Source organism: Denitrificimonas halotolerans (assembly GCF_034259425.1).
Lineage (GTDB): Bacteria > Pseudomonadota > Gammaproteobacteria > Pseudomonadales > Pseudomonadaceae > Denitrificimonas > Denitrificimonas halotolerans.
In genome coordinates this window covers 47,482-68,653 of sequence record NZ_JAXIVU010000003.1, presented here as the reverse complement: position 1 = coordinate 68,653, position 21,172 = coordinate 47,482, and the positions used below count along the sequence as shown (strand labels likewise).

The window sequence follows — 21,172 nt, the reverse complement described above, 5'->3', positions numbered from 1 at the left end:
CATGAAAAGATTGATGTATTCTAGTGTCGGTTTGTTATTCATTGTCATTGTTTTTTTGGGCTTTAATCTGTTATCTAATCATTGGTTTAAAAATACCCAGATCGATTTTACAGAGCAAAAACTCTATACCTTATCTGATGGCACACGACAGCTCTTACTGGAACTGCAAGAGCCTATACGCTTGCAGTATTTTTACTCGGATAAAGCTACTCGTGATGTGCCGACATTACGTAATTATGCACGGCGAGTGGAAGAGTTGCTGGGCACTTATGTGCGCATGGCAGAGGGTAAGCTCAGTTTAGAAGTCATTGATCCAGAACCTTTTTCTGAAGCGGAAGACCGTGCCGCTGCACTTGGTCTACAAGCTATACCTTTAGATCAGGGAGGGGCTCAACTGTATTTCGGTTTAGCCGCAGAAAACAACCAAGGTGATCAATATATCATCCCGTTTTTTACCCTAGATCAAGAAGCACTTTTAGAGTATGAACTGAGCCGTTTAATCAGTAGCGTGGCTCAGCCTGAGCGTCCGGTGATTGGGTTGCTCAGTGGTTTGCCACTTAATGGTGGCTTTGATATGCAAGCGGGCAGAGCTTTGCCTGTATGGACGATTCTAGAAGAGGTGCGTCAACAGTTTCATATTGAAAGCTTAGCTGATGATGTGGATTTAATTCCTGAAGAGGTGGACACGCTATTTTTAGTTCATCCTAAAAACTTAAGTCAAGCCACAAAATACGCCATCGATCAGTTTGTTTTGCGAGGCGGTAAATTGCTGGCCTTTGTTGATCCTTTTAGTGAGGCCGATATAGGGGGAATTATGCTTGGCGCGGCGGGGATGGATAAAGAGTCTAACTTGCCAACATTATTTCAAGCATGGGGGCTGCGCATGGTGCCGGAGCAGGTAGTGGGCGATGGTGCTTATGCGATGTCTGTAGGCGTTGGCCCTGAACAGCGAGCAGTGCGCCATCCCGGGTGGTTGGAGCTGCCTCAACAAGCGCTTAATGATACCGATGTGCTGACTTCGCAGTTAAATAATGTGACTTTAGCTAGTGCAGGGATTTTAGAGCCTTTGGCTGATGCTACGACGCAATTTACACCACTCTTATATAGTTCAGAATATGCTATGCCTTTTGCTGCGCAGCGCATGGCTATGCTGCAAAATCCAGCTCAATTGCTGGCTGAGTTAGAGCCGACTGGTGAGCGTTATGTACTCGCAGCACGTATCAGTGGTCCTGCACATAGTGCATTTATCGATGGTGTTGAAGGGCAAAGTGAGGGGCTTAAACAGGCTGATAACATCAATGTTATTGTGATAGCAGATAGCGATATCTTGAGTGACAGGATGTGGGTGCATGTGCAGAATTTTTTTGGTCAACGCTTGCCACAACCCTGGGCGGATAACGGTAGTTTTACGATCAATGCTTTAGAAAACTTATCTGGCTCAGATGCTTTAATTGGTATCCGTTCTCGTGGTAACTCTAATCGTCCGTTTACTGTGGTGGATCAGTTACAGCGTGTAGCGCAGGAGCGTTTTTTGCAAAAGGAACAAGCTTTACAGGCTCGTTTAGCGGAAACTGAAGACAAGTTGTTTGCCTTGCAGCAAGAAATGGATCCGTCTCAAGAGCAAGAGTTAACGGTGGAACAGGAAGCGACCATGCAACAGTTTTTAGAGCAAAAGCTGAAAATACGTAAGGAGTTACGTGAGGTACGCTACCAGCTTAGTGCTGATATTGAAGCGTTAGGAACCCGGTTGAAGTTCTTTAATATTGGTGTGATGCCAATTTTACTGACTTTTATGCTAGTGATGATGGTCTTGCTGCGTCGTATTCGTCGGATGAAAGTGTAGGAGTGAACCATTTGGAGTGAACCCCTAAAGTTGGACTGAATTTTCAACTGGAAGGGTTCACAATGAAAAGACCGAAACACACCAAAGCTTTTAAAATAAACGCGGTACGAAAATACCTTAAAGGGCATTTAAGTAGTGCTGAGTTTTCAAAAAAATACTTACTTAATGACGCAACATTAAAGCGATGGGCTGATCGTTATAAACAGCATGGTAAATCTGCTTTTGATGTCGAACTGAAGGTATCAACCCGATATGATGCCTAAAAAAGCTGGACGCCTTAATGCAAAGCAAAAAGTCAGCGCCAAAGAAAAAACGATAATTGTTGATGCATTAAGGCAGGAGCATGCTTTAAAACTGCTACCGCAGCTTGATAGCAGCAAGACAACGCTTCTGCACTCAGATCAAGGTTGGCATTACCGCATGCATGACTTTAAAAGGTCATTGGCTAACACCAACATCACTCAAAGCATGTCTCGCAAGGGTAATTGCTACGATAATGCAGCCATGGAAAGTTTCTTCGCTACTTTTAAAAAAGAGTTCTTTTATCGTTTCAAGGGCAAATCAGAAAAATCACTGATGAAGGAAATAAAAGATTACATTAGCTACTATAACAACGAACGAATCATGCTTAATTTAAAGATGAGCCCTGCTCAATACAGAGCTCTGTACCTAAGAAAAAGCGTGGCTTAGGAGTCCAAGAAAAGGGGGCACTCCACATTGCTCTATAAAAAAACCAGACGTTGAGTCTGGTTTTTTTATAGAGCAATGGGCATTACGATGACTGTTCGTTTTTTAGCGACTTTTTGGAGGCTCTACTAATAGTGCTTCCGGTGGTGTCTCACAATGAATTTTATGTCCAAGCAGTTCTTCAATTGCTGGTAGGGCGTACGCATCATCTTCACCCGCAAAACTAATGGAGACACCTGTGGTACCTGCGCGGCCGGTACGGCCAATGCGGTGCACATAGTCGTCGGGGTCTTCAGGTAAGGTGAAGTTCACTACGTGACTGATATCATCAACATGAATACCGCGTCCAGCAACGTCTGTAGCAACTAGAACACGTACACGGCCGGAGCGAAAGTTTTCCAACACACGGGTGCGCTTATGCTGTGCCACGTCTCCTGACATTTGGGCGGCATTAATGCCGTCGCGGGTTAAGCGTTCTTCAATTCGGCGCACTTCGTCTTTACGATTGGCAAAGACAATTACACGGGGCCAGTTATTTTGTTGAATCAGATTGTAAAGCAGTTTGTACTTATCACTGCCTGCAACGGCATATACATGTTGCTCAATAGAATCACTGGCGACAGTGTCAGGTTCGATTTCAATGATGGCTGGATCTGTGGTCCATTGTTTGGATAAGTTCATGACATCGTCAGTAAAGGTGGCCGAGAATAAGAGAGTTTGACGCTCTGATTTAGGGGGTGTTTGGCGAATAATCTGACGTACTTGTGGGATGAAGCCCATATCGAGCATGCGATCGGCTTCATCCATTACGAGAACTTCAACCATATCTAGATGGATTTCACCACGCTGATTAAAGTCTAATAGACGACCAGGAGTGGCCACTAAAATATCGCAATAACGTGCCTCTAATTGGCGCAGTTGTTTATCAAAATCCATACCTCCCACAAAACCCATTACATTCAGGTCGGTGTACTTTGTTAAAGCAATCGCGTCATTGGCAATTTGGACAACCAACTCTCGAGTAGGCGCAATAATCAACGCTCGTGGTTCGCCCATATAGCGTTCGCTAGGAGGGCGGGTTTGTGTCAGCTGGCTGATGGTGGAAATTAAAAACGCGGCAGTTTTACCGGTACCAGTTTGTGCACGGCCAATGGCGTCTTTACCAGCTAAAGTGTGACCTAATACTTGCGCTTGGATTGGTGTGCAGTAAGGAAAGCCTAAATCTTGGATTGCGTGCATCAGTTCTGGAGCAAGGTTAAAGTCATGGAAGCGTGTTTTTCCATCTTGCTCTTCCACTACAAAGTCTTCAATGGACCAGGGCTTATCAGTAGACTTTAGGTTTTCTTTTTTAGGTGTATGAGGTTTAGACACGGCAGTTTTCACAGGTGTTGTGTTCTGTTCAGCAGCTTTTTTTGCTGAAGTGGAGTGAATAGACTCTGCTGATTTCATAGTGGTGTTATTGGTTTGCTCAGCATGAGTGACTTCAGGCTCTTTTTTAAAAATATTCTTAAGTGCTTTGAGCACGGCATTCTCTTATATGTAGTCTATAAATTCATACTAGTGTAAGCCATCGTAGTGCTGAGTAGAAACAGTTTCATTGCTGGTGGTCAAAGTGAGTGTAAATACCAAGCAGATCTTTGGGTAAGGCGAGGCGCTGAATCTAGATTAAAAGGCAGGCAGAGGTGAAACTTGGGATGCTCTCATGTCAATACCAACTCAACGTTGATTGAGGGCTAACTGGCACGGTCACTTATTTAGATGGCGAGATGCTTCATAGCAGGACGCGCGGTTTTGAGAGTAAGAACATGAGCCGGCAGTGTGTGGTGTTATGGAGCACATACCCTATACCGACAAACACTGTATTCATCAATAAAGTACTCACCGATATCGCTCCAAAACCCGCGCTCGGACTATACTGTTAAGTTAGGGATGTAAAAATACACCTACCTACAGCACACACTACAGACTAACACATCTATCATTCAGAAACGAAAAAACCCGTTAAGTATCAACTACTTAACGGGTTTTCTTAATATGGCGCAGTGGACGGGACTCGAACCCGCGACCCCCGGCGTGACAGGCCGGTATTCTAACCAACTGAACTACCACTGCGCAATTCTTGAAAGATATGGTGGGTGATGACGGGATCGAACCGCCGACCCTCTGCTTGTAAGGCAGATGCTCTCCCAGCTGAGCTAATCACCCATGTCTTTCGAAGAGGTGCGTATTATAGGCACCATAAAAAGATTTAGCAAGCACTATCTTTAAAAAATCAAATAAACACTTTTATCGAGGTCTCGCACGATCTCGTACTTTTGGTGTGAGAATGGATAGCAAGGGGCGTAAGCAGCCCTACTAGGAGCTTGTCAGCTGCTCAATGTATTGCCGGATCACTGCAATAGGCGTTCCGCCTATGCTGCCAGCATAGTAACTCGGACTCCATAATGCATTTTTCATGTATGTAGACTTAACCAACTCAGGATGCATTTGTTTAAGTCGGCGGTCTGATATGCCTTTCAAGCTATTTACTAAGCGTGATAAGAAACCTTGGGAGGAAAGTTTACCAGAAGGTGTACGTGGTCAGCTTCGCCATTAAATTCAAACAATTCTGACTCAAAGCTCACGCACACACCGTTAAAAATACTTTCAAGCGATTTTAGGTGTTGACTGCTGAACACAGCACCTCGGTACTTAGTACAAAGATCAAGTGAGCATGGATTTCAAAAATACAGTGTCTACCTGATCTGTATGGGTTATTTTTAATCATAGGTCAATTATTCTTGAAGGTATTAAAAGCACCAAGACTTTAAAAGTTCGAGTATGAGACAAGCATGTGCCCTTGCTAAACCGCATGGCTCGAGGTGTCAATTTCGTTTGGAACTTTGTTAATGAATTAAGTCAACGCTCGATCAAAGAGCGTGGTGTGTTTTTGTCTGCGTATGATATGCATCCCTACACAAAGGGCGCAGGTAAAGAGCTTGGGCTGCACAGCCAAACCTTACAGTGCATTGCAGGTGAGTATGTCACGCGCCGTAAGCAGTTTAATAAAGCACGGCTGAACTGGCGCAAATCAGACGGTGCTAGGCGTTCGCTCGGCCAGTTTCAATGAAGATGCCCGTGGCCGCTGGTACTTTAACGTGGTGGTGGGTGTGGAGGTCGAGCCAACCAAAGGCCAAGACTGTATCGGTATTGACCTTGGTTTGACCGACACTGCCACCTGCTCGGATGGCATAAAACTGGAAGCGGGCCGCTTCTATCGTGGCCTTGAGGAAAAATTAGCCATAGCACAACGGGCTAGAAATAAAACCCAAGTCAAAACCCTTCACGCTAAGATTGCTAACCGTAGAAAAGACGCATTGCACAAGTTTAGCCGTAAGCTGGTCAATCGCTGCGGTGAAATCTATGTGGGCAATGTCAGTAGCTTAAAACTCGTTAAAACCACGATGGTCAAGTCAGTGTTAGATGCTGGCTGGGGTCAATTAAAAACAATGCTGGACTATAAATGCGCTCACGCAGGCATTGTTTTTAAGGAAGTTGACGAGGCATACACCACCCAAGCCTGTTCGAATTGTGGCAGCTTGCCCGAATCGAGGCCGAAAGGTATCGCGGGACTTGGAATAAGAGAATGGCTGTGGGAGTCCCGCCCATTGGGGCGGGAGGGTATCAAGCTGATTTAAGTTGCGTACTGAGCCAGCGGCCAATATCTGCAATTTGCTCGTGGCACACAGCATGCTCCATGGGATAATCGTGCCATGTTACTGTAACGCCCCATTCTTGAAGTTGTTTTTTTACGGCTTGTCCCATAAATAAGGGAACCACTGGATCCTGCACACCGTGCATGCACAGTGTAGGTATCTTGGTTTGCACTGGATTCAGTTGTGTGACTTGCTCAAAGGTTGGTGCATAGGTTGATAATGCCATGACACCACCTAAGGGTTCGTTCCAACGTAAAAATGCAGTATGTAACACAACAGCGCCACCTTGCGAGAAACCTGCGAGAATGATGCGAGCAGGGTTAATACCACTGTCACGTTGTTGCTCCATGAGAGTGATCAATTGCTGGGTTGTGGTTTCCAATTGCTCGCTATTAATTGCGCGTTTACCAGGGCTGATTGATAAAATATCGTACCAACTGGGCATTTGGTAACCACCGTTGATGGTGACGGCTTGGTTTGGAGCTTGCGGTAAGATAAAGCGTGTGCTTGGCAGTTGTGGCTGTAACATGCGTGCGACAGGCTCAAAATCAGTGCGGTCTGCGCCTAGTCCATGCAGCCAAATGACACACGCATTGGCCGGTTGTAGGGCCTCAACAATTAATGCATTTTTGATCATGAATAACTCATCTTAAAGGGTTTCAAAACGCCCCATTTGGCGGTTTTTTTGAACATTATCAGTATTGAAAACTTGACCATTCATGGCAATGTAAATACCGGAGTCTAAACATTGCAAGATACCGATCGCAAAACCTAAATTAAAAGGGGCATCGCTTTTTCGCATACGAGCTGGTTGCATGGCACCGGTGAAGACAACAGTTTTACGATTCACTTGTCCTAAAAACTGTGCGCTTAAGGTCATCGTATCTGTACCATGAATAATTAAAATATGTGTGTGAGGGCTACTGAGCACTCGTTGGCGTAAGAGCTCACGGTCACTTTCAGTAAACTCTAGGCTATCTTTTTTTAATAAGCTCTCTACCGTATAGGTTAAATTAACGCCGGCTTCATCAAGCAGCTCGGGAGCCATAGGTTCACCAATGGTAAATTCCGAAAGGGCATCATGATAAATTTTATCAAAAGTACCCCCCGTGGTTAGAATATGAATATGCATTAGATTGCGTAATCCTATCTGCTAAGGGTGGGTTTACTATGGATTATTGCTTAGAAGGCATGATGAAAGCTATGCATAGATTCGGAAGTGTTATGACAACAGCAGCAGAACAGATGTGGTATGTGTACTTAGTGCGTGCAGAAAATCAAGCTTTATATTGCGGGGTCAGCTTGGATGTAGATAAGCGTTTTGCTCAGCATTGTTCAGGTAAGGGGGCGCGTTTTTTTTCGACTAGTCCGGCCAAAGCGCTAGTTTATGTGGAAGAGTGTGCAGATAAATCCAGTGCATTGCGTCGTGAAATAGCTATTAAACGTTTACCAAAAGCGCTTAAAGAACAATTACTCTACGCTCCTAGTAATGAGCTGTTAGTAGAGCTAAAAAAGCCCCGCTAGCGTTAGGCTAGCAGGGCTTTTAACATTACTGGTAAGCGCCTGGGATTGGGCGCAAGTTAATCTCTACGCGGCGGTTTTGCTGACGGCCTTGTGCAGTGTTGTTATCTGCGATGGGTTGATCAGGGCCTACGCCGTGAACGCTCATGCGTGCTCTACTTACACCTTGGTTACTTAAATAGTTAGCAACGCTTTGTGCGCGGCGCTGGGAGAGGTTCATGTTGTGCTGATATGGACCTGTGCTATCAGTATGACCAACAATTTCAATGGTATTTTGATCATACTGGTTAAACGACTGTACTAAGTTATTTAGGGTGCCGTAGAAGTTACTAGAAATTGTTGCTGAGTCAGTTGCAAAGGTCACGTTGCCCGGCATAATTAAAGTGAGGTTGTCACCAGAGCGTTGGATATCAATTCCTGTGCCTTGCATGCTGCGACGCAATTCGGCTTCTTGTTTATCAACATAGTAGCCATAGCCAGCACCTGCTGCACCTGCCACCGCAGCACCAATTAATGCGCCTTTACCGCGGTCTTTTTTGCTAGAGGTTGCTGCACCAATTGCTGCACCGCCAAGCGCGCCTAAGCCTCCGTAGATTGCTGTTTTATTTGATCCACCTTGCTGGCCATCGTAAGGGTTGTTGGCACAACCAGCTAGTAGCGCAACAATACCTGTGGCAATCAAGGTGCGTGATTTGGAGAGTTTTCGCATGGTCAATTCCTTATAAGCTATAAGCTTTTGTTGTGTGTTGCTTGTTTACTCTATGTGAATCAGAACCGAATTAATATAGTTAGTTCATTAGGCACGTACAAAAGGATTATTACGCATTTCATCTCCGAGTATGGTGTCGGCTCCATGTCCAGTGACGACTGTTGCTTCTTCATCCAAGGTGTATAAACGTTGGCGAATGGAGCGTTCAATGGTGCTGTAATCGCCTCCCCATAAGTCAGTGCGGCCAATGCCTTGTTTAAATAAAGTATCACCGGCAATCAGTAGTTTGTCATTGGGGAACCAGAAGCTCATAGAGCCTGGGGTATGACCGGGAGTGTGGAGTGCTACACCGCAACCACAGGCTAGCTCTTCATCATCGTTGAGCCAATAATCTGGAGCGGGTACTGGGGTATAAGGAACGCCAAACATTGAGCATTGCATTTCTAAATTATCCCAGAGAAATTGATCTTCTTTGTGCAGGTGTAAAGTAGCCCCTGTTTTTTCTTTCATCAGGCCTGAGGCTAAAAAATGGTCTAGATGGGCATGGGTATGGATAATGCTTACAACGCGTAGGCCCAATTCATCAAGGCGTTGTAAAATCAATTCATGATTACCGCCGGGGTCAATGACCAGTGCCTTTTTTGTAATGGGATCACCAATGATGGTGCAATTGCACTGTAATGGGCCGACGGGAAACGTTTCTCGAATCAATGGGAGGTGCTTCGTCAATGGTTTAAACTCCGAGTGAAAAGATTTATCTTTGTAAGCATAGCCTAACGTATTCACCATTTATTGTCGGTGGTCTGAGGAGATGATATGAATAAATACCAAACTGCAATTCTGGCTGAGCCGGTCCCCCCGTTAGCACGACATGTGTTTTTTACCTTAGAGTCAAATGAGCAACTTGCGGCGGCATTGCGTCGTTTGTCTGAGTTAGCAGATGGTAAAAATATTGTTGTTGGTTTGGGTTCATCACTTTTGCAAGCTGTAGGTATGAGGCTGGATAAATTACGTATTTTCCCAGCATTAAGTGCGCACGGTATTGATATTCCTTCGACTCAGTATGCGATGTGGTGTTGGTTGCTAGGCGATGATCGTGGTGAATTATTGCATCGTACTAATACTTTAATTAATGCACTTGCTCCTGCGTTGTCTGTAGTTCAAGTCACCGAGTCTTTCCGTTATTTAGATGGTCATGATCTAACCGGCTATGAAGATGGCACCGAAAACCCAGTGGGGCAGGCGGCGATTGATGCGGCGTTTGATACACAAGCCCCAGGTGGAAGCTACGCTGCTGTGCAGCATTGGGTGCATGATTTGGTGAGCTTTAAACATTTACCACAGCAGGAGCAAGATCATATTTTTGGTCGTCGCTTAAGTGATAATGAAGAGATTGATGATGCGCCAGAATCAGCTCATGTAAAGCGTACTGCGATGGAGGATTTTGAGCCTGAAGCGTTTGTAGTACGCCGCTCTATGCCTTATATCGATGGCGATGATGCGGGCTTGGTCTTTTTGTCTTTTGGCGATACGTTGGATTCTTATGAGAAACAGTTGCGTCGTATGATTGGTTTGGATGATGGTATTACAGATGCTTTGTTCCGTTTTAGTCGTCCAGTGACTGGAGGTTATTACTGGTGTCCGCCAATGGTCGATGGGCAGCTTGATTTAAGTGCTGTACTTTAAGTACATCAAGTAAACCCGTTCATTATATTTTGAATGTATTTCATGGTGAGTGATGAGGTACAAAATGAGTGGGTTTTGTCGGAGTTGCACAAGAGCTCGTACTTTGAGTGCGAAGATGGGAAGCGATAAGTGCGTAAACAGCCTATTGGAGTCTTGTTTGCTGCTCACTATATTATCGGTTCACTGTGCTAGGTGCGCCTCTAACACTCCCTGCGAGCCCGCCTGAGTCAGGGGTCGAAAGATATTGCAGGGTTTGGAATAAGAGAATGGACGTGCAGCGGGTGCGGTGTCCCCCATGACCGCGATATAAGCGTGGTGCAAAACATTCTCGCGGTCGGGCATTGTTGTCTAGCAGCAGGAGTCCCCGTTCTTTAGATCGGGGAGGATATCAATAAGTAGAAGCAGGTGGCTTGTGATGATCAACCCAAAGCAGTGTGGCACCAGCAATTGCTGCGGGCATAGCAATTAAGTTGAATACAGGCACCATCAATGCTAGGTAAGTGATACCACCAAAACCTAAGCTTAAGATGCGTCGGCTGCGAATCCACTCTATCATTGAAGGCCAGCTGATGTTGTTATTGTCGGCAGGGTAGTCAATATATTGTACAGCCATCATCCAAATATTAAAAACTACCCACAGTGGCGCGGCAATAATGTTGATCCCAGGAATTAAGGATAGGATGAGTAAGCCTAAGGCGCGTGGTAAAAAGTAACCCAGTTTACGCATTTCCCGTGCCAAGGTGCGGGGAACCATGGCGAGCAATGCTTTCCAACTAAAGGGTGGGAAGTGATCGTTGCCGCGTGCAATCACCTCAACCTTTTCAGCGAGGAAGCTGTTAAAAGGCGAAGCAATTAAGTTGGCGATGGTAGTGAATGTGAAGAAAATGATCAGCAGTACTAATACAACAAATAAAGGCCAGAGCAAGTAATCTAAAAAAGATAACCAACTAGGTAAGTTCGGCATCAATTGTTCGACCCACCCACGGAAGCCTTGTACAGCAAAATAAATGAGTCCGAAAAATACAGCAATATTAATCGACAGCGGTAGTAATACATACATACGCAGTCCGGGCCGTGTGATCATTTTAAAGCCAGCAGTTAAGTAATAAGGGCCGCCAAGAGGTTGGGCTGACATAAAGTGTATCCTTTGCGAGTGGCGTGGTAAGTGACGTTGGTAGACTATATAAGCAGCTTGGTGCTGTTATAAAGTATTGTAATCTACATTCGTTCAATATTTTAAAAGGTTAGAGTTAGGTTAGCGAACCTGAAAGCTGTAATCTATGACACGTTTTTGGCCTTAGGTCCCTTTTAGGAGTTATGTATGTCTGAAGTACGCCATTCAAAAGTTATTATTCTAGGTTCCGGTCCTGCAGGTTATAGCGCAGCTGTGTATGCAGCACGCGCTAACTTAAATCCTTTATTGATAACGGGGATGCAAGCAGGTGGCCAGCTCACGACAACTACTGATGTAGATAACTGGCCAGGTGACCCTGAAGGGTTAACTGGGCCTGCACTGATGGAACGTATGCAGCAGCATGCTGAGCGTTTTGATACAGAGATTGTTTTTGATCATATTCATACCGCACAGTTGAAAAATAAACCATTTACTTTAATTGGTGATAGTGGAACTTACACTTGTGATGCGTTGATTATTGCTACTGGGGCGAGTGCACGTTACCTAGGTCTGCCTTCAGAAGAAAGCTTTATGGGGAAAGGGGTTTCAGCTTGTGCTACCTGCGATGGTTTTTTCTATCGTAATCGTGAAGTCGCTGTTGTAGGTGGAGGCAATACTGCGGTAGAAGAAGCGCTTTATCTGTCTAATATTGCCAGTAAAGTCACTTTGGTCCATCGTCGAGACACCTTCCGTGCTGAGAAAATTCTACAAGACAAACTGCAAGCACAAGTTGTTGCGGGGAAAATTGAGCTGGTGTTGAATGCGCAGGTTGATGAGGTTTTGGGTAATGATATGGGCGTTACTGGTGTACGCTTATTAAATAATGATGGCAGCACCACAGAGCTTGCAGTGGATGGTGTCTTTATCGCTATCGGCCATACACCTAACACAAGTCTTTTTGAAGGTCAGTTAGAACTTAAAGATGGTTATATGGTAGTCAATGGGGGGCGCGAAGGGAATGCGACCGCAACCAGTATCCCTGGAGTTTTTGCTGCAGGAGATGTGGCAGATAATATCTATCGACAGGCCATTACTTCGGCTGGCGCAGGCTGCATGGCTGCATTGGATGCTGAAAAATATTTAGAGAATTAAGCTTAAAATGTGCGAAAAAACGCCGCTATTGCAACTTGCAAAGCGGCGTTTTTTTGCTGAGGTTTATTTAGGCTTCGCCAGCTAATTTGCGTTTGTATTTAAAACTCCATAGCGTATGCATGAAGGCGCTGCAAAATAACAGAACGCTTAAGAAGGTTTCTGTATATCCCAACCAGGCATTCACTGGTGAGAAGCTAGCTACGACGCCATGTATGAAGTAGATATTAATTAAAATACAGGCCCAAATATGAGTTTTTTCTGAGCCTAATAGCATACCTAAGGCCACAATCATCAGTGGTGTTAAGGCGATGGTGATAATTGCTGCAGCGCCTAAGCCTGGGGTATCCGGTCGGTTAATGAAAAATAAATTCCATACCACTAGCAGTGCTGCGAGTGCGGCCAATGAAACTAGGCTAATGAGGCGGCTGATGCGTAGGCGGGGTTTCAGCCAGTTGAGCTCAGGAAGCGGCTTGTCATTTTTTTTAGCCATGGGACGACTCCAGTTGCTGAGCAAATTTCGCTAGGCGTAGTCCCAGAGCTGTGCAGAGGCTAATTTCATGCTCGTCGAGCGAGCGCTTGCTATCAGCGCCAGCAACATGACTGGGGCCGTAAGGGGTACCGCCTGCTTGAGTATTGAGTAAAGCAGATTCGCTATAAGGTAGGCCGCAAATTAACATGCCGTGATGCAGTAATGGCAGCATCATGCTAAGCAAAGTGCTTTCTTGGCCTCCATGTAGGCTAGATGTGGAAGTGAAAACACCAGCTGGTTTGTTAACTAATTCCCCAGTAAGCCAAAGGCTGCTGCTGCCATCAAGGAAGTACTTCATTGGTGCTGCCATATTACCAAAGCGTGTAGGGCTGCCGAGTGCTAAACCGGCACAGTTTTTTAAGTCATCCAGAGTTGCGTAGATGGCACCCTCGCTAGGGATTTGTGGTGCGATCGCTTCACATTCGGTTGATACGGCCGGTACGGTGCGAAGGCGGGCTTCCATCCCGCCTTGCTCTACACCTCTAGCAATGTAGCGTGCCATATCTGCTGTAGCGCCATAGCGACTGTAGTAAAGTACTAAAATATAAGGTGCAGTCATGCTAAAAGCTCAATGATATTGTCGATGGGGCGGCCGATGGCTGCACGTTCGCCTACTTCAAGAATGGGGCGTTGAATTAATATGGGAGCTTTAACCATAGCGTCGATTAATTCAGACTCACTGAGCTCAGGATTATCTAATGCCATTTCACTGTAAGCTGTTTCTCCAGTACGTATTAGGGCGCGCGCATTGATTCCAAGCTTGCTCAGGAGTTGGCTGATTTGCTTGGCGTTCAGTGGTGTATCTAAGTAGTGTACTACTGTTGCCTTAATACCACGTTCTTCCAGTAGTGCTAAGGCTGCTCGGGATTTGCTGCAGCGTGAATAGTGATACAAAGTGATATCTGTCATTTTTTTACCTCTAAAGATGCATCAGGCATTCTAACAGGCTCATCGACTTGGTCGATATATCTGTACTAAAGTGAGAATACCTTGAAAAAATACCTATTTTTAATTGTACTTACTATCTTAACAGCTTGCGGACAAAGTGACTCATTAGGTATCGATCAGCATGGTGTACCGGTTTCCGAAGCGCTGTTAGCGGATCAGTGGTTGGTTATTAATTACTGGGCAGTGTGGTGTGCTCCATGCCGTAATGAGATACCCGAGCTTAATGCATTACATCACCGCTTAAGTGATAAGGGTGTACGGGTATTTGGTGTGAATTATGATCAGTTGCAAGGTGAGGCGTTGCAGGCCGATAGTCAGCGGTTAGGTATTGCTTTTCCGGTGCTAGCTAAGGACCCCGCGCAGCGTTTTGCTTTGCCAACTGTACATGGGTTGCCCGTAAGCTATATTGTTAATCCTGAAGGTGTTTGGGTGCGTAAGTTAGAGGGTGAGCAGACACTGGACAGTATCTTGCAGGTGTTAAGTGATGAGGGATGGTCAGCTCCCTAAAGTGCTGACCTTGTTTGTATTAGAGTGCTTTTTTACGGTCGTGTAATGCGCGCTGCATTTCGCGATTTGAATCACGCTCTTTTTGTACGTGACGTTTATCGTAAGCTTTTTTACCTTTACCTAGCGCAATTTCACATTTGACTAAGTGTTTTTTCCAGTACAAAGCCAAAGCAACGCAGGTATAACCTTTTTGTTGGACACCTTCAAAGAGCTTATCAAGCTCTCTGCGATGCAAAAGCAGTTTGCGAGTACGAGTTGGGTCTGCAATGACATGGGTGCTAGCAGTTTTTAAGGGGCTGATGTGGCAGCCCATTAACCATGCTTCACCGTCTTTTAATAAGACGTAGCTATCCACGAGCTGCGCTTTACCAGCCCGTAAGCTTTTGATCTCCCAGCCGGACAAGGCAATACCTGCCTCCATGCGCTGTTCGACAAAATAATCATGTAGCGCTTTTTTATTGAGCGCAATAGTGCCTTTCGGTTGTTTTTTATGTTTAGCCATAACATGGGATTATAAGACGTATTTTCTCATCTGGCGAGTACTCGTTATCAAAATCGCGTAAGACCTCGTACTTTTAGTGCGAGGATGGATAGCGAGGGCTGCGTAAGTAGCCCTTTAACCCCTTAACAGGCTGCTAAAGTCTTTGCAGTATAGGTTGTGCTGGTATTATATACAGTGTGATAAGGCGCGCCAAAACATTAAAAGTCCGAGTCTGAGTCTGAGACAGGCATGTGCCCTTGCTAAACCGCATGGCTCGCAGCGTCAATTTCGTCTGGAACTTTGTTAATGAATTAAGTCAACGCTCGATTAAAGAACGTGGTGTGTTTTTGTCTGCTTTTGATATGCATCCCTACACAAAGGGCGCAGGTAAAGAGCTTGGGCTGCACAGCCAAACCTTACAGTGCATCGCGGGTGAGTATGTCGCACGCCGCAAGCAGTTTAAGAAAGTGCGGCTGAATTGGCGTAAATCAGGCGGTGTACGCCGCTCACTGGGTTGGATACCCGTCAATACAGGTGCAGCTCAATGGAAAAACGGGCAGGTCTACCATAATGGCCACTACTTCAAGGTGTGGGACAGTTACGGCCTGAGCCAATATAAATTCCGCTCTGGTAGCTTCAACGAAGATGCCCGTGGCCGCTGGTACTTCAATGTTGTGGTTGATATGGAGGTCGAGCCAACCAAAGGCCAGGACTGTATCGGTATTGACCTTGGTTTGACCGACATTGCCACCTGCTCGGACGGCACCAAGCTAGAAGCGGGCCGCTTCTATCGTGGCCTTGAGGAAAAATTAGCCATAGCGCAACGATCCAGAAATAAAACCCAAGTCAAAACCATTCATGCGAAAATCGCTAACCGTAGAAAAGATGCCCTGCACAAGTTCAGCCGCACGCTGGTCAACCGCTGCGGTGAAATCTATGTCGGTAATGTCAGTAGTTTAAAACTCGTTAAAACCACGATGGCCAAGTCAGTGTTAGATGCTGGCTGGGGTCAATTAAAAACAATGCTGGACTATAAATGCGCTCACGCAGGCATTGTTTTTAAGGAAGTTAACGAGGCATACACCACCCAAACCTGTTCGAGTTGCGGCAGTTTGCCCGAGTCGAGGCCGAAAGGTATCGCAGGACTTGGAATAAGAGAATGGACGTGCAGTGGGTGTAGTGTCACCCACGATCGCGATATCAACGCGGCACGTAACATTCTCGCGGCCGAGCATGGCCGTCTAGCGGTAGGAATCACCGTCCTTTAGGTCGGGGAGGATGTCAAGAATCTTTAACTTTGCTTGAGGCAGTGTCGCGAATGCATGACAATAGAGTTGCATTTAAATGCGCTACGAGGCGAAGTTTAGGCTTGCAAGTGGTGTATTCATTCCTTTTTTCTGGATAAAGAGTTTATATGGCCACACAAATTCAACGGTCTGCGTTATTACCGTACAGCGCAGCTGCTTTATATGACTTGGTGAATGATGTTGCTAGTTATCCTGAGTTTTTGCCCTGGTGTTCTGCAAGCGAGATTTTAGAACATAGTGAAGAGTGCATGCGTGCTGGGCTGACAATGGCTAAAGGTAGATTGTCACAGCGCTTTGTCACTAAAAATACGTTGGTGCCCAATGAGAAAATCAGTATGACCCTTGAAGAAGGACCTTTTACACGGCTGCAGGGAAGTTGGGAGTTTAAAGCGTTGGGTGAAAATGCTTGTAAAATCAGCTTAGATTTAGAGTTTGACTACTCGGGGGCTATTATGAAAGCGACGTTGGGGCCACTGTTTACTCAAGCGGCTAACACAATGGTGGATGCATTTTGTCAGAGGGCGAAAGAACTTTATGGGTGAGGCGATAATTTGTGTTGAGGTGGCTTATGCTTTGCCAGATAAGCAAAAGATAGTCGAGCTTAAAGTGCCGCAAGGAACCCATGCGCGAGAGGCTGTGTTGCGTTCAGGGTTGGATCAAGAATTTGTTGGGCTAGATTTGCAGAGCAGTCCGTTAGGGGTGTTTGGTAAAGCTATTCCTAAGCCTGAGGCGCATATTTTAGAGGAAGGGGAGCGCGTTGAGATTTATCGTCCTTTGCTAGCAGACCCAAAAGAAGTGCGCCGGCAGCGTGCAGCCAAAGCTAAAGCTAAAGCCAAAGCAGAGCAGCAGCAAACAGAGGGTGTTTGATGGTAATTTTTGCTGCGTAGAATTAACTCAGTACGTTACCGAGTACTTGGTAGGAAAGTCACCAGAAGGCATACATGATCAGCCTACAGTTGAACTTAACCAGCTTTGACTCAGATATGAATGCAGCTAAGATCCTTCTCGTAGTCGGGCATGGGTTATCTAGCAGTAGGCCCCCGTCTTTAGGCGGGGGCTGGTAAGTACAAAAAATAGAGTAGATTTTAGAGTTGCTCACCCTCTTTGAGTCGAGAGGTTGGCATTGGCTCAACTTCAGCATCATCCAGTTCGCGTTGGATTTTTTCTTGCAGTGAACCAGGAGCCGGGGGCATTTCAGGTGTGGTTGGCAAAGGGTGGGTGATAATAGGTGTAGTTACTTCAGAGTTTGCTTCGTCGTAAGTGGTTGGTGTTACCTCACCTAAAATGGCTTGATCACGGCTGATGCCAGGAATAAAGTCACCGCCTAGACCTTGCAAAAGTCCATTTTCGTCAAAGATTAAGCTGATGCGCTCTTGTTTGCGTGTGCCACCAGCAATTTGGATGCTGTATAAGTAGTCCCAACGATTGCCATGAAAAGTATCTGCGATCAAGGGGGAGCCCATGATGTAGCGAACTTGGCGAGTGGTCATGCCAGGACGAAGTTGGTCGACCATGTCTTGGGTGACAACGTTGCCTTGTTGGATATCAATTTTATGGACGCCAGGAAATGAGCATCCTGCTAGTACGAGTAAGCTAGCGAGGGTGAAATTGCGAATAATACGTGAGCTATTTTGCATTGGAGACAGACTTCCACTATCGTGAATAGATTACAGATACACTGACTATACCTGCATTATGCGTCTTAGCGAAACCGCAATAGTGAGAAAATATCTATGCCTGAAAATAATGAATTACGTAAAGCGGGTTTAAAGGTCACTTTACCACGCGTTAAAATCATGCAAATCCTTGAAACATGTGAGCCTCGGCATATGAGTGCTGAGGATGTATATAAAACATTAATGGAGGCGGGAGAGGACGTTGGTTTAGCTACGGTGTACCGTGTTTTAACTCAGTTCGAAGCTGCAGGGTTGGTGATTCGACATAACTTTGATGGTGGTCACGCAGTGTTTGAGCTGGATGATGGAGAGCACCATGATCATATTGTCTGCGTTGACTCAGGTGAGGTTTTTGAGTTTTACGATGAAGAAATCGAAAGGCGACAGCATCAGATTGTTGAAGAGATGGGTTATGAAATGGTCGACCATAATCTTGTGTTGTATGTAAAAAAGAAGTGAATCATCCATTCAAAACAACATTGTGACGTAAGCGCATCGTTTTGGTGCGGGTTCAGTGTGCAGCTCGGTACTTTTTAGAGTGGGAAAGTTAATAAAGGGAGGCGAAAGTTCCCTTGATTGGGCTGTCTTGTTGTTCGCTGTGTATTGTCGGAGCACCACAAAATGAGTGGTGCTGCTGACACTTCCAACATAAGTAGTTGGGACCCCATAGAAAGTTTTTCATATATGCAGACTAATGAATTAGGGTGCTGCTGCCTTGGCCTGTGACTGAATACGCTGTTCAGACTATTCACTAACTTTAAAATTGAACGTTTTGGTGAGAAATTTACTTGAAGGCATATATGGGCTGTCCTTCGTAGAAAGATCGCCGAATGTAGAGAAAAGTGTGCTATATACGTTTAGCAATAAGTTTGTCAATCATTGTGATGAAAGCTATTTGGGCTGTATTGAGTCGTTTAAAACTTGTTAAAACCAAGAGAGCTAAATCGGGGCAGATTGTTGGCTGGGGCACTTAAAAACAAGTTGGACTATAAATGCGTTTATGCAGCTATTTTTTAAGGAGGTTAATGGGGCATACGCTATTTAAAGGGGTCGTTGTTGTAGTCCATTGTTTGATAGTCGGCAGAAGGTTATTGCAGGGCTAGGAGTAGTAGGATAAGCGTGCAGGCTGTAGTGTCGCGTGGCTGTGACATAGGTGCTGCTCAGCACATTCTGTCACTTGGGGATAGTTGTTTAGTAGTAGGAAACCTCCCCCTTTATTTTAGGTGTGGGAGGTTTCCAAGGTTTGATCAGTGATAAGTTTTCTAGCGTTTAACCTCTTGGGTGAGCGAGAGGTTAGCGTCCTTGTGGGCTAGCTACTGACGTAGAGATCACTGTATCCGTACATGCTTACATGTTTGGATAATTCGGGCCGCCAGTACCTTCTGGAGCGACCCAAGTGATGTTTTGTGCTGGGTCTTTAATGTCACATGTTTTACAGTGGACACAGTTTTCAGCATTGATTTGGAAGCGTTTCCCTTCAGTGTCTTCAACGATTTCATAGACACCCGCAGGGCAGTAGCGCTGTGCCGGCTCATCGTACATAGAGAGGTTTTTACCAAGCGGAATGCTTGGGTCGGCGAGCTTTAAGTGTACCGGTTGGTTTGCCTCGTGAGCTGTATTGGACAGGAAGACTGAACTGAGTTTATCAAAGCTCAACTTGCCATCGGGTTTTGGATAGTTGATTTTCTTTGACTCGGAGGCAGGCTTTAGTTGGGCGTAATCTGGAGTGGTGTCACGCAGTGTGAATGGTATTTTTCCACCAAAGATATTTTGGTCGATAAAGTTGAAAGCACCGCCAAGAATTGTACCGAACTTATGAATAGCTGGACCAAAGTTGCGGCTAGTGTAAAGGTCTTCATATAACCAGCTGGACTTGAATGCATCCACATAAGCACTCAGCTCATCAGAACCTTGACGGCCTTGAATAATGGCGTCTGCTGCTGCTTCTGCAGCGAGCATGCCTGATTTCATTGCGGTGTGGTTGCCTTTAATTTTGGCAAAGTTCAACGTGCCTAAGTCGCAACCTACAAGCGCTCCGCCTGGGAAAACCATTTTTGGCAGAGAATTGTAGCCACCCTTAGCAATTGCTCGTGCACCATAGGCAACACGGGTACCGCCTTCAAGGTATTGGCTGATGACGGGGTGGTGTTTATAGCGTTGGAACTCATCAAAGGGTGAAAGGTATGGGTTGCTGTAAGAGAGGTCTACAATAAGACCTACCACAACCTGATTGTTTTCAGTGTGATAAAGGAAAGAGCCACCTGGATTGTCATTATCTAGCGGCCAACCCGTAGTATGTAGTACTAGGCCTTCTTCATGTTTGGCTGGGTCGATGTCCCAGATTTCTTTGATGCCAATACCGTAATGCTGAGCATCTGCTTCGCTGTCAAGATTGTAGCGTTTGATCAGCTGTTTACCAATATGTCCGCGACAACCTTCAGCAAACAAAGTGTACTTGGCACGTAACTCCATCGCAGGAACATACATGCCGTCTTTTTGATTGCCGTCGCGATCTACACCCATTTCGCCAGTTAAAATGCCGTATACAGCGCCATCTTCATTGATTAGTGCTTCTTGTGCGGCAAATCCAGGGTAAATTTCCACCCCTAAACCTTCAGCTTGTTCTGCAAGCCAGCGACATAGGTTGCCGAGAGATATAATATAGTTGCCTTCGTTGTGCATAGTTTTGGGCACAAAGAAATTAGGCAGTTTTTGTCCTTTTTCGGCGTCTTTCAGTAAATAAATGTCATCTCTTTTGACTGGGGTGTTGAGTGGAGCACCAAGTTCTTTCCAGTTTGGGAATAACTCATCGAGCGCTCGGGTTTCAAATACAGCACCAGAAAGAAGGTGGGCACCGACTTCAGAACCCTTTTCTACTACGCAAACGCTGATCTCTTGACCCGCTTCTGCAGCTTTTTGTTTGAGTCGACATGCTGCTGATAGGCCAGAAGGGCCAGCACCTACGATGACGACATCGAACTCCATAAATTCGCGTTCCACAAGCTATCTCCTGCACAGGTTGTACATTATTTTATTTTTAAAGCGTGGTTTAACTCATATATAGTACGAAACTTCTTGGCATTATATCTATCATGGTGTTGTCTTCCAATGCAAACGATCGTTTGAATTTTTTCAAAGCCTGTTAGAATGGATGGCAAATGCATGCGAAGCAAAGGCATAGATTGTGATCTTGACCGCCCATAGCGTAACGTTCAAGATAACAAAACTTGTGTACTTATTAGATGAGTTAGTTATATATTCAACCAACCCAATCTAAACGGGCCAAGATAGCCTTGGCATTATAATAATTTATTCAC

At 45.4% G+C, this 21,172-nt stretch carries 25 protein-coding genes, 2 tRNA genes and 1 pseudogene; 13 read left to right on the top strand and 15 right to left on the bottom strand.

Annotation, left to right across the window (positions count from 1 at the left end; all coding sequences use genetic code 11):
- The first annotated feature begins 1 nt into the window (after position 1).
- The 3 genes from TOI97_RS03625 (at position 2) to TOI97_RS03615 (ending at position 2,533) form a co-directional block, all read left to right on the top strand.
- A complete protein-coding gene (locus tag TOI97_RS03625) occupies positions 2–1,843 on the top strand; it encodes a GldG family protein (protein WP_321552761.1) in 1,842 nt (613 codons plus the stop codon).
- A 62-nt stretch (positions 1,844–1,905) separates the two neighbouring features.
- Positions 1,906–2,106: a helix-turn-helix domain-containing protein gene (locus TOI97_RS03620; RefSeq protein WP_321552760.1), complete on the top strand. Its 201-nt coding sequence runs from the start codon at positions 1,906–1,908 to the stop codon at positions 2,104–2,106.
- Positions 2,096–2,533 carry a transposase gene (locus tag TOI97_RS03615; RefSeq protein ID WP_407651310.1) on the top strand — a complete coding sequence of 146 codons (438 nt, stop codon included), beginning with the start codon at positions 2,096–2,098 and terminating at the stop codon, positions 2,531–2,533. Before TOI97_RS03620 ends, TOI97_RS03615 begins: the two co-directional genes overlap by 11 nt.
- Before the next feature lie 102 nt (positions 2,534–2,635).
- Here TOI97_RS03615 and rhlB read toward each other — a convergent pair whose 3' ends face one another.
- From rhlB to tnpA, 4 genes and pseudogenes are all read right to left on the bottom strand, one after another.
- Positions 2,636–4,054, bottom strand: coding sequence for an ATP-dependent RNA helicase RhlB (gene rhlB / locus TOI97_RS03610; RefSeq protein WP_321552759.1), 1,419 nt, complete (start codon positions 4,052–4,054; stop codon positions 2,636–2,638).
- Between the two features lie 511 nt (positions 4,055–4,565).
- Positions 4,566–4,642, bottom strand: a tRNA-Asp gene (locus TOI97_RS03605).
- A 17-nt stretch (positions 4,643–4,659) separates the two neighbouring features.
- Positions 4,660–4,735: transfer RNA gene (locus tag TOI97_RS03600), tRNA-Val, on the bottom strand.
- A 150-nt stretch (positions 4,736–4,885) separates the two neighbouring features.
- Positions 4,886–5,297 (bottom strand): annotated as a pseudogene (tnpA, locus tag TOI97_RS03595) (IS200/IS605 family transposase).
- Between the two features lie 84 nt (positions 5,298–5,381).
- Here tnpA and TOI97_RS03590 point away from each other — a divergent pair.
- Together TOI97_RS03590 and TOI97_RS03585 are read left to right on the top strand one after the other, a co-directional pair.
- Positions 5,382–5,639: a hypothetical protein gene (locus tag TOI97_RS03590; RefSeq protein WP_321552758.1), complete on the top strand. Its 258-nt coding sequence runs from the start codon at positions 5,382–5,384 to the stop codon at positions 5,637–5,639.
- The gene (locus TOI97_RS03585) at positions 5,608–6,207 is read left to right on the top strand and encodes an RNA-guided endonuclease InsQ/TnpB family protein (RefSeq protein ID WP_321552757.1); all 600 of its coding nucleotides are present in this window, start codon (positions 5,608–5,610) and stop codon (positions 6,205–6,207) included. Before TOI97_RS03590 ends, TOI97_RS03585 begins: the two co-directional genes overlap by 32 nt.
- Here the strand turns inward: TOI97_RS03585 and TOI97_RS03580 are convergent.
- Both TOI97_RS03580 and TOI97_RS03575 read right to left on the bottom strand, forming a co-directional pair.
- Complete coding sequence (locus TOI97_RS03580; protein ID WP_321552893.1) at positions 6,194–6,859, bottom strand: alpha/beta hydrolase; 666 nt, start codon at positions 6,857–6,859, stop codon at positions 6,194–6,196. The genes TOI97_RS03585 and TOI97_RS03580 overlap by 14 nt on opposite strands.
- Before the next feature lie 15 nt (positions 6,860–6,874).
- Positions 6,875–7,357 carry an asparaginase domain-containing protein gene (locus tag TOI97_RS03575; protein ID WP_321552756.1) on the bottom strand — a complete coding sequence of 161 codons (483 nt, stop codon included), beginning with the start codon at positions 7,355–7,357 and terminating at the stop codon, positions 6,875–6,877.
- A gap of 92 nt (positions 7,358–7,449) precedes the next feature.
- Here TOI97_RS03575 and TOI97_RS03570 point away from each other — a divergent pair, with 92 nt between their 5' ends.
- Entirely contained in the window at positions 7,450–7,749 is a 300-nt protein-coding gene (locus TOI97_RS03570) for a GIY-YIG nuclease family protein (RefSeq protein WP_321552892.1), read from the top strand.
- 25 nt (positions 7,750–7,774) lie between these two features.
- Here the strand turns inward: TOI97_RS03570 and TOI97_RS03565 are convergent, their stop codons facing one another.
- Both TOI97_RS03565 and TOI97_RS03560 read right to left on the bottom strand, forming a co-directional pair.
- On the bottom strand, positions 7,775–8,455 hold the full coding sequence (locus TOI97_RS03565; RefSeq protein WP_321552755.1) for an OmpA family protein: 681 nt from the start codon (positions 8,453–8,455) through the stop codon (positions 7,775–7,777).
- An 87-nt stretch (positions 8,456–8,542) separates the two neighbouring features.
- Positions 8,543–9,184 carry an MBL fold metallo-hydrolase gene (locus TOI97_RS03560; RefSeq protein ID WP_321552754.1) on the bottom strand — a complete coding sequence of 214 codons (642 nt, stop codon included), beginning with the start codon at positions 9,182–9,184 and terminating at the stop codon, positions 8,543–8,545.
- An 87-nt stretch (positions 9,185–9,271) separates the two neighbouring features.
- On the opposite strand from TOI97_RS03560, the gene TOI97_RS03555 reads away from it, so the two are divergent.
- On the top strand, positions 9,272–10,141 hold the full coding sequence (locus TOI97_RS03555) for a Dyp-type peroxidase (RefSeq protein ID WP_321552753.1): 870 nt from the start codon (positions 9,272–9,274) through the stop codon (positions 10,139–10,141).
- A 388-nt stretch (positions 10,142–10,529) separates the two neighbouring features.
- On the opposite strand, the gene cysZ is transcribed toward TOI97_RS03555, so the two are convergent.
- Positions 10,530–11,276 carry a sulfate transporter CysZ gene (gene cysZ, locus TOI97_RS03550; RefSeq protein ID WP_321552752.1) on the bottom strand — a complete coding sequence of 249 codons (747 nt, stop codon included), beginning with the start codon at positions 11,274–11,276 and terminating at the stop codon, positions 10,530–10,532.
- Positions 11,277–11,462: 186 nt separating this feature from the next.
- Between cysZ and trxB the strand changes: the two genes are divergently transcribed.
- Positions 11,463–12,407 carry a thioredoxin-disulfide reductase gene (gene trxB / locus TOI97_RS03545; RefSeq protein ID WP_321552751.1) on the top strand — a complete coding sequence of 315 codons (945 nt, stop codon included), beginning with the start codon at positions 11,463–11,465 and terminating at the stop codon, positions 12,405–12,407.
- A 67-nt stretch (positions 12,408–12,474) separates the two neighbouring features.
- Here the strand turns inward: trxB and TOI97_RS03540 are convergent, their stop codons facing one another.
- From TOI97_RS03540 to arsC, 3 genes are read right to left on the bottom strand one after another with little or no spacing between them, the layout of a single operon-like run.
- Positions 12,475–12,897, bottom strand: a complete 423-nt coding sequence (locus TOI97_RS03540; RefSeq protein ID WP_321552750.1) for a DUF2069 domain-containing protein — start codon at positions 12,895–12,897, stop codon at positions 12,475–12,477.
- Entirely contained in the window at positions 12,890–13,495 is a 606-nt protein-coding gene (gene wrbA, locus TOI97_RS03535; protein WP_321552749.1) for an NAD(P)H:quinone oxidoreductase, read from the bottom strand. Before wrbA ends, TOI97_RS03540 begins: the two co-directional genes overlap by 8 nt.
- Entirely contained in the window at positions 13,492–13,845 is a 354-nt protein-coding gene (gene arsC / locus TOI97_RS03530; RefSeq protein ID WP_321552748.1) for an arsenate reductase (glutaredoxin), read from the bottom strand. Before arsC ends, wrbA begins: the two co-directional genes overlap by 4 nt.
- Positions 13,846–13,926: 81 nt before the next feature.
- Here arsC and TOI97_RS03525 point away from each other — a divergent pair, with 81 nt between their 5' ends.
- Entirely contained in the window at positions 13,927–14,391 is a 465-nt protein-coding gene (locus TOI97_RS03525) for a TlpA disulfide reductase family protein (protein ID WP_321552747.1), read from the top strand.
- Positions 14,392–14,410: 19 nt separating this feature from the next.
- Here the strand turns inward: TOI97_RS03525 and smpB are convergent, their stop codons facing one another.
- Positions 14,411–14,893 carry an SsrA-binding protein SmpB gene (gene smpB / locus TOI97_RS03520; RefSeq protein ID WP_321552746.1) on the bottom strand — a complete coding sequence of 161 codons (483 nt, stop codon included), beginning with the start codon at positions 14,891–14,893 and terminating at the stop codon, positions 14,411–14,413.
- A gap of 248 nt (positions 14,894–15,141) precedes the next feature.
- Here smpB and TOI97_RS03515 point away from each other — a divergent pair, with 248 nt between their 5' ends.
- The 3 genes from TOI97_RS03515 to TOI97_RS03505 all read left to right on the top strand — a co-directional run bounded on the left by TOI97_RS03515 (position 15,142) and on the right by TOI97_RS03505 (position 17,046).
- Positions 15,142–16,140, top strand: a complete 999-nt coding sequence (locus TOI97_RS03515) for an RNA-guided endonuclease InsQ/TnpB family protein (protein WP_321552745.1) — start codon at positions 15,142–15,144, stop codon at positions 16,138–16,140.
- Positions 16,141–16,286: 146 nt separating this feature from the next.
- Positions 16,287–16,721 carry a type II toxin-antitoxin system RatA family toxin gene (locus TOI97_RS03510; RefSeq protein ID WP_321552744.1) on the top strand — a complete coding sequence of 145 codons (435 nt, stop codon included), beginning with the start codon at positions 16,287–16,289 and terminating at the stop codon, positions 16,719–16,721.
- Entirely contained in the window at positions 16,714–17,046 is a 333-nt protein-coding gene (locus TOI97_RS03505; RefSeq protein ID WP_321552743.1) for an RnfH family protein, read from the top strand. The genes TOI97_RS03510 and TOI97_RS03505 overlap by 8 nt, the downstream gene beginning before the upstream one ends.
- A gap of 218 nt (positions 17,047–17,264) precedes the next feature.
- Here the strand turns inward: TOI97_RS03505 and TOI97_RS03500 are convergent, their stop codons facing one another.
- A complete protein-coding gene (locus tag TOI97_RS03500) occupies positions 17,265–17,816 on the bottom strand; it encodes an outer membrane protein assembly factor BamE (protein ID WP_321552742.1) in 552 nt (183 codons plus the stop codon).
- 96 nt (positions 17,817–17,912) lie between these two features.
- Here TOI97_RS03500 and fur point away from each other — a divergent pair, with 96 nt between their 5' ends.
- Positions 17,913–18,314, top strand: coding sequence for a ferric iron uptake transcriptional regulator (gene fur / locus TOI97_RS03495; RefSeq protein WP_321552741.1), 402 nt, complete (start codon positions 17,913–17,915; stop codon positions 18,312–18,314).
- 888 nt (positions 18,315–19,202) lie between these two features.
- Here the strand turns inward: fur and TOI97_RS03490 are convergent.
- Positions 19,203–20,855 (bottom strand): electron transfer flavoprotein-ubiquinone oxidoreductase, encoded by a 1,653-nt coding sequence (locus TOI97_RS03490; protein WP_321552740.1) that lies wholly within the window; start codon positions 20,853–20,855, stop codon positions 19,203–19,205.
- Positions 20,856–21,172 lie beyond the last annotated feature (317 nt).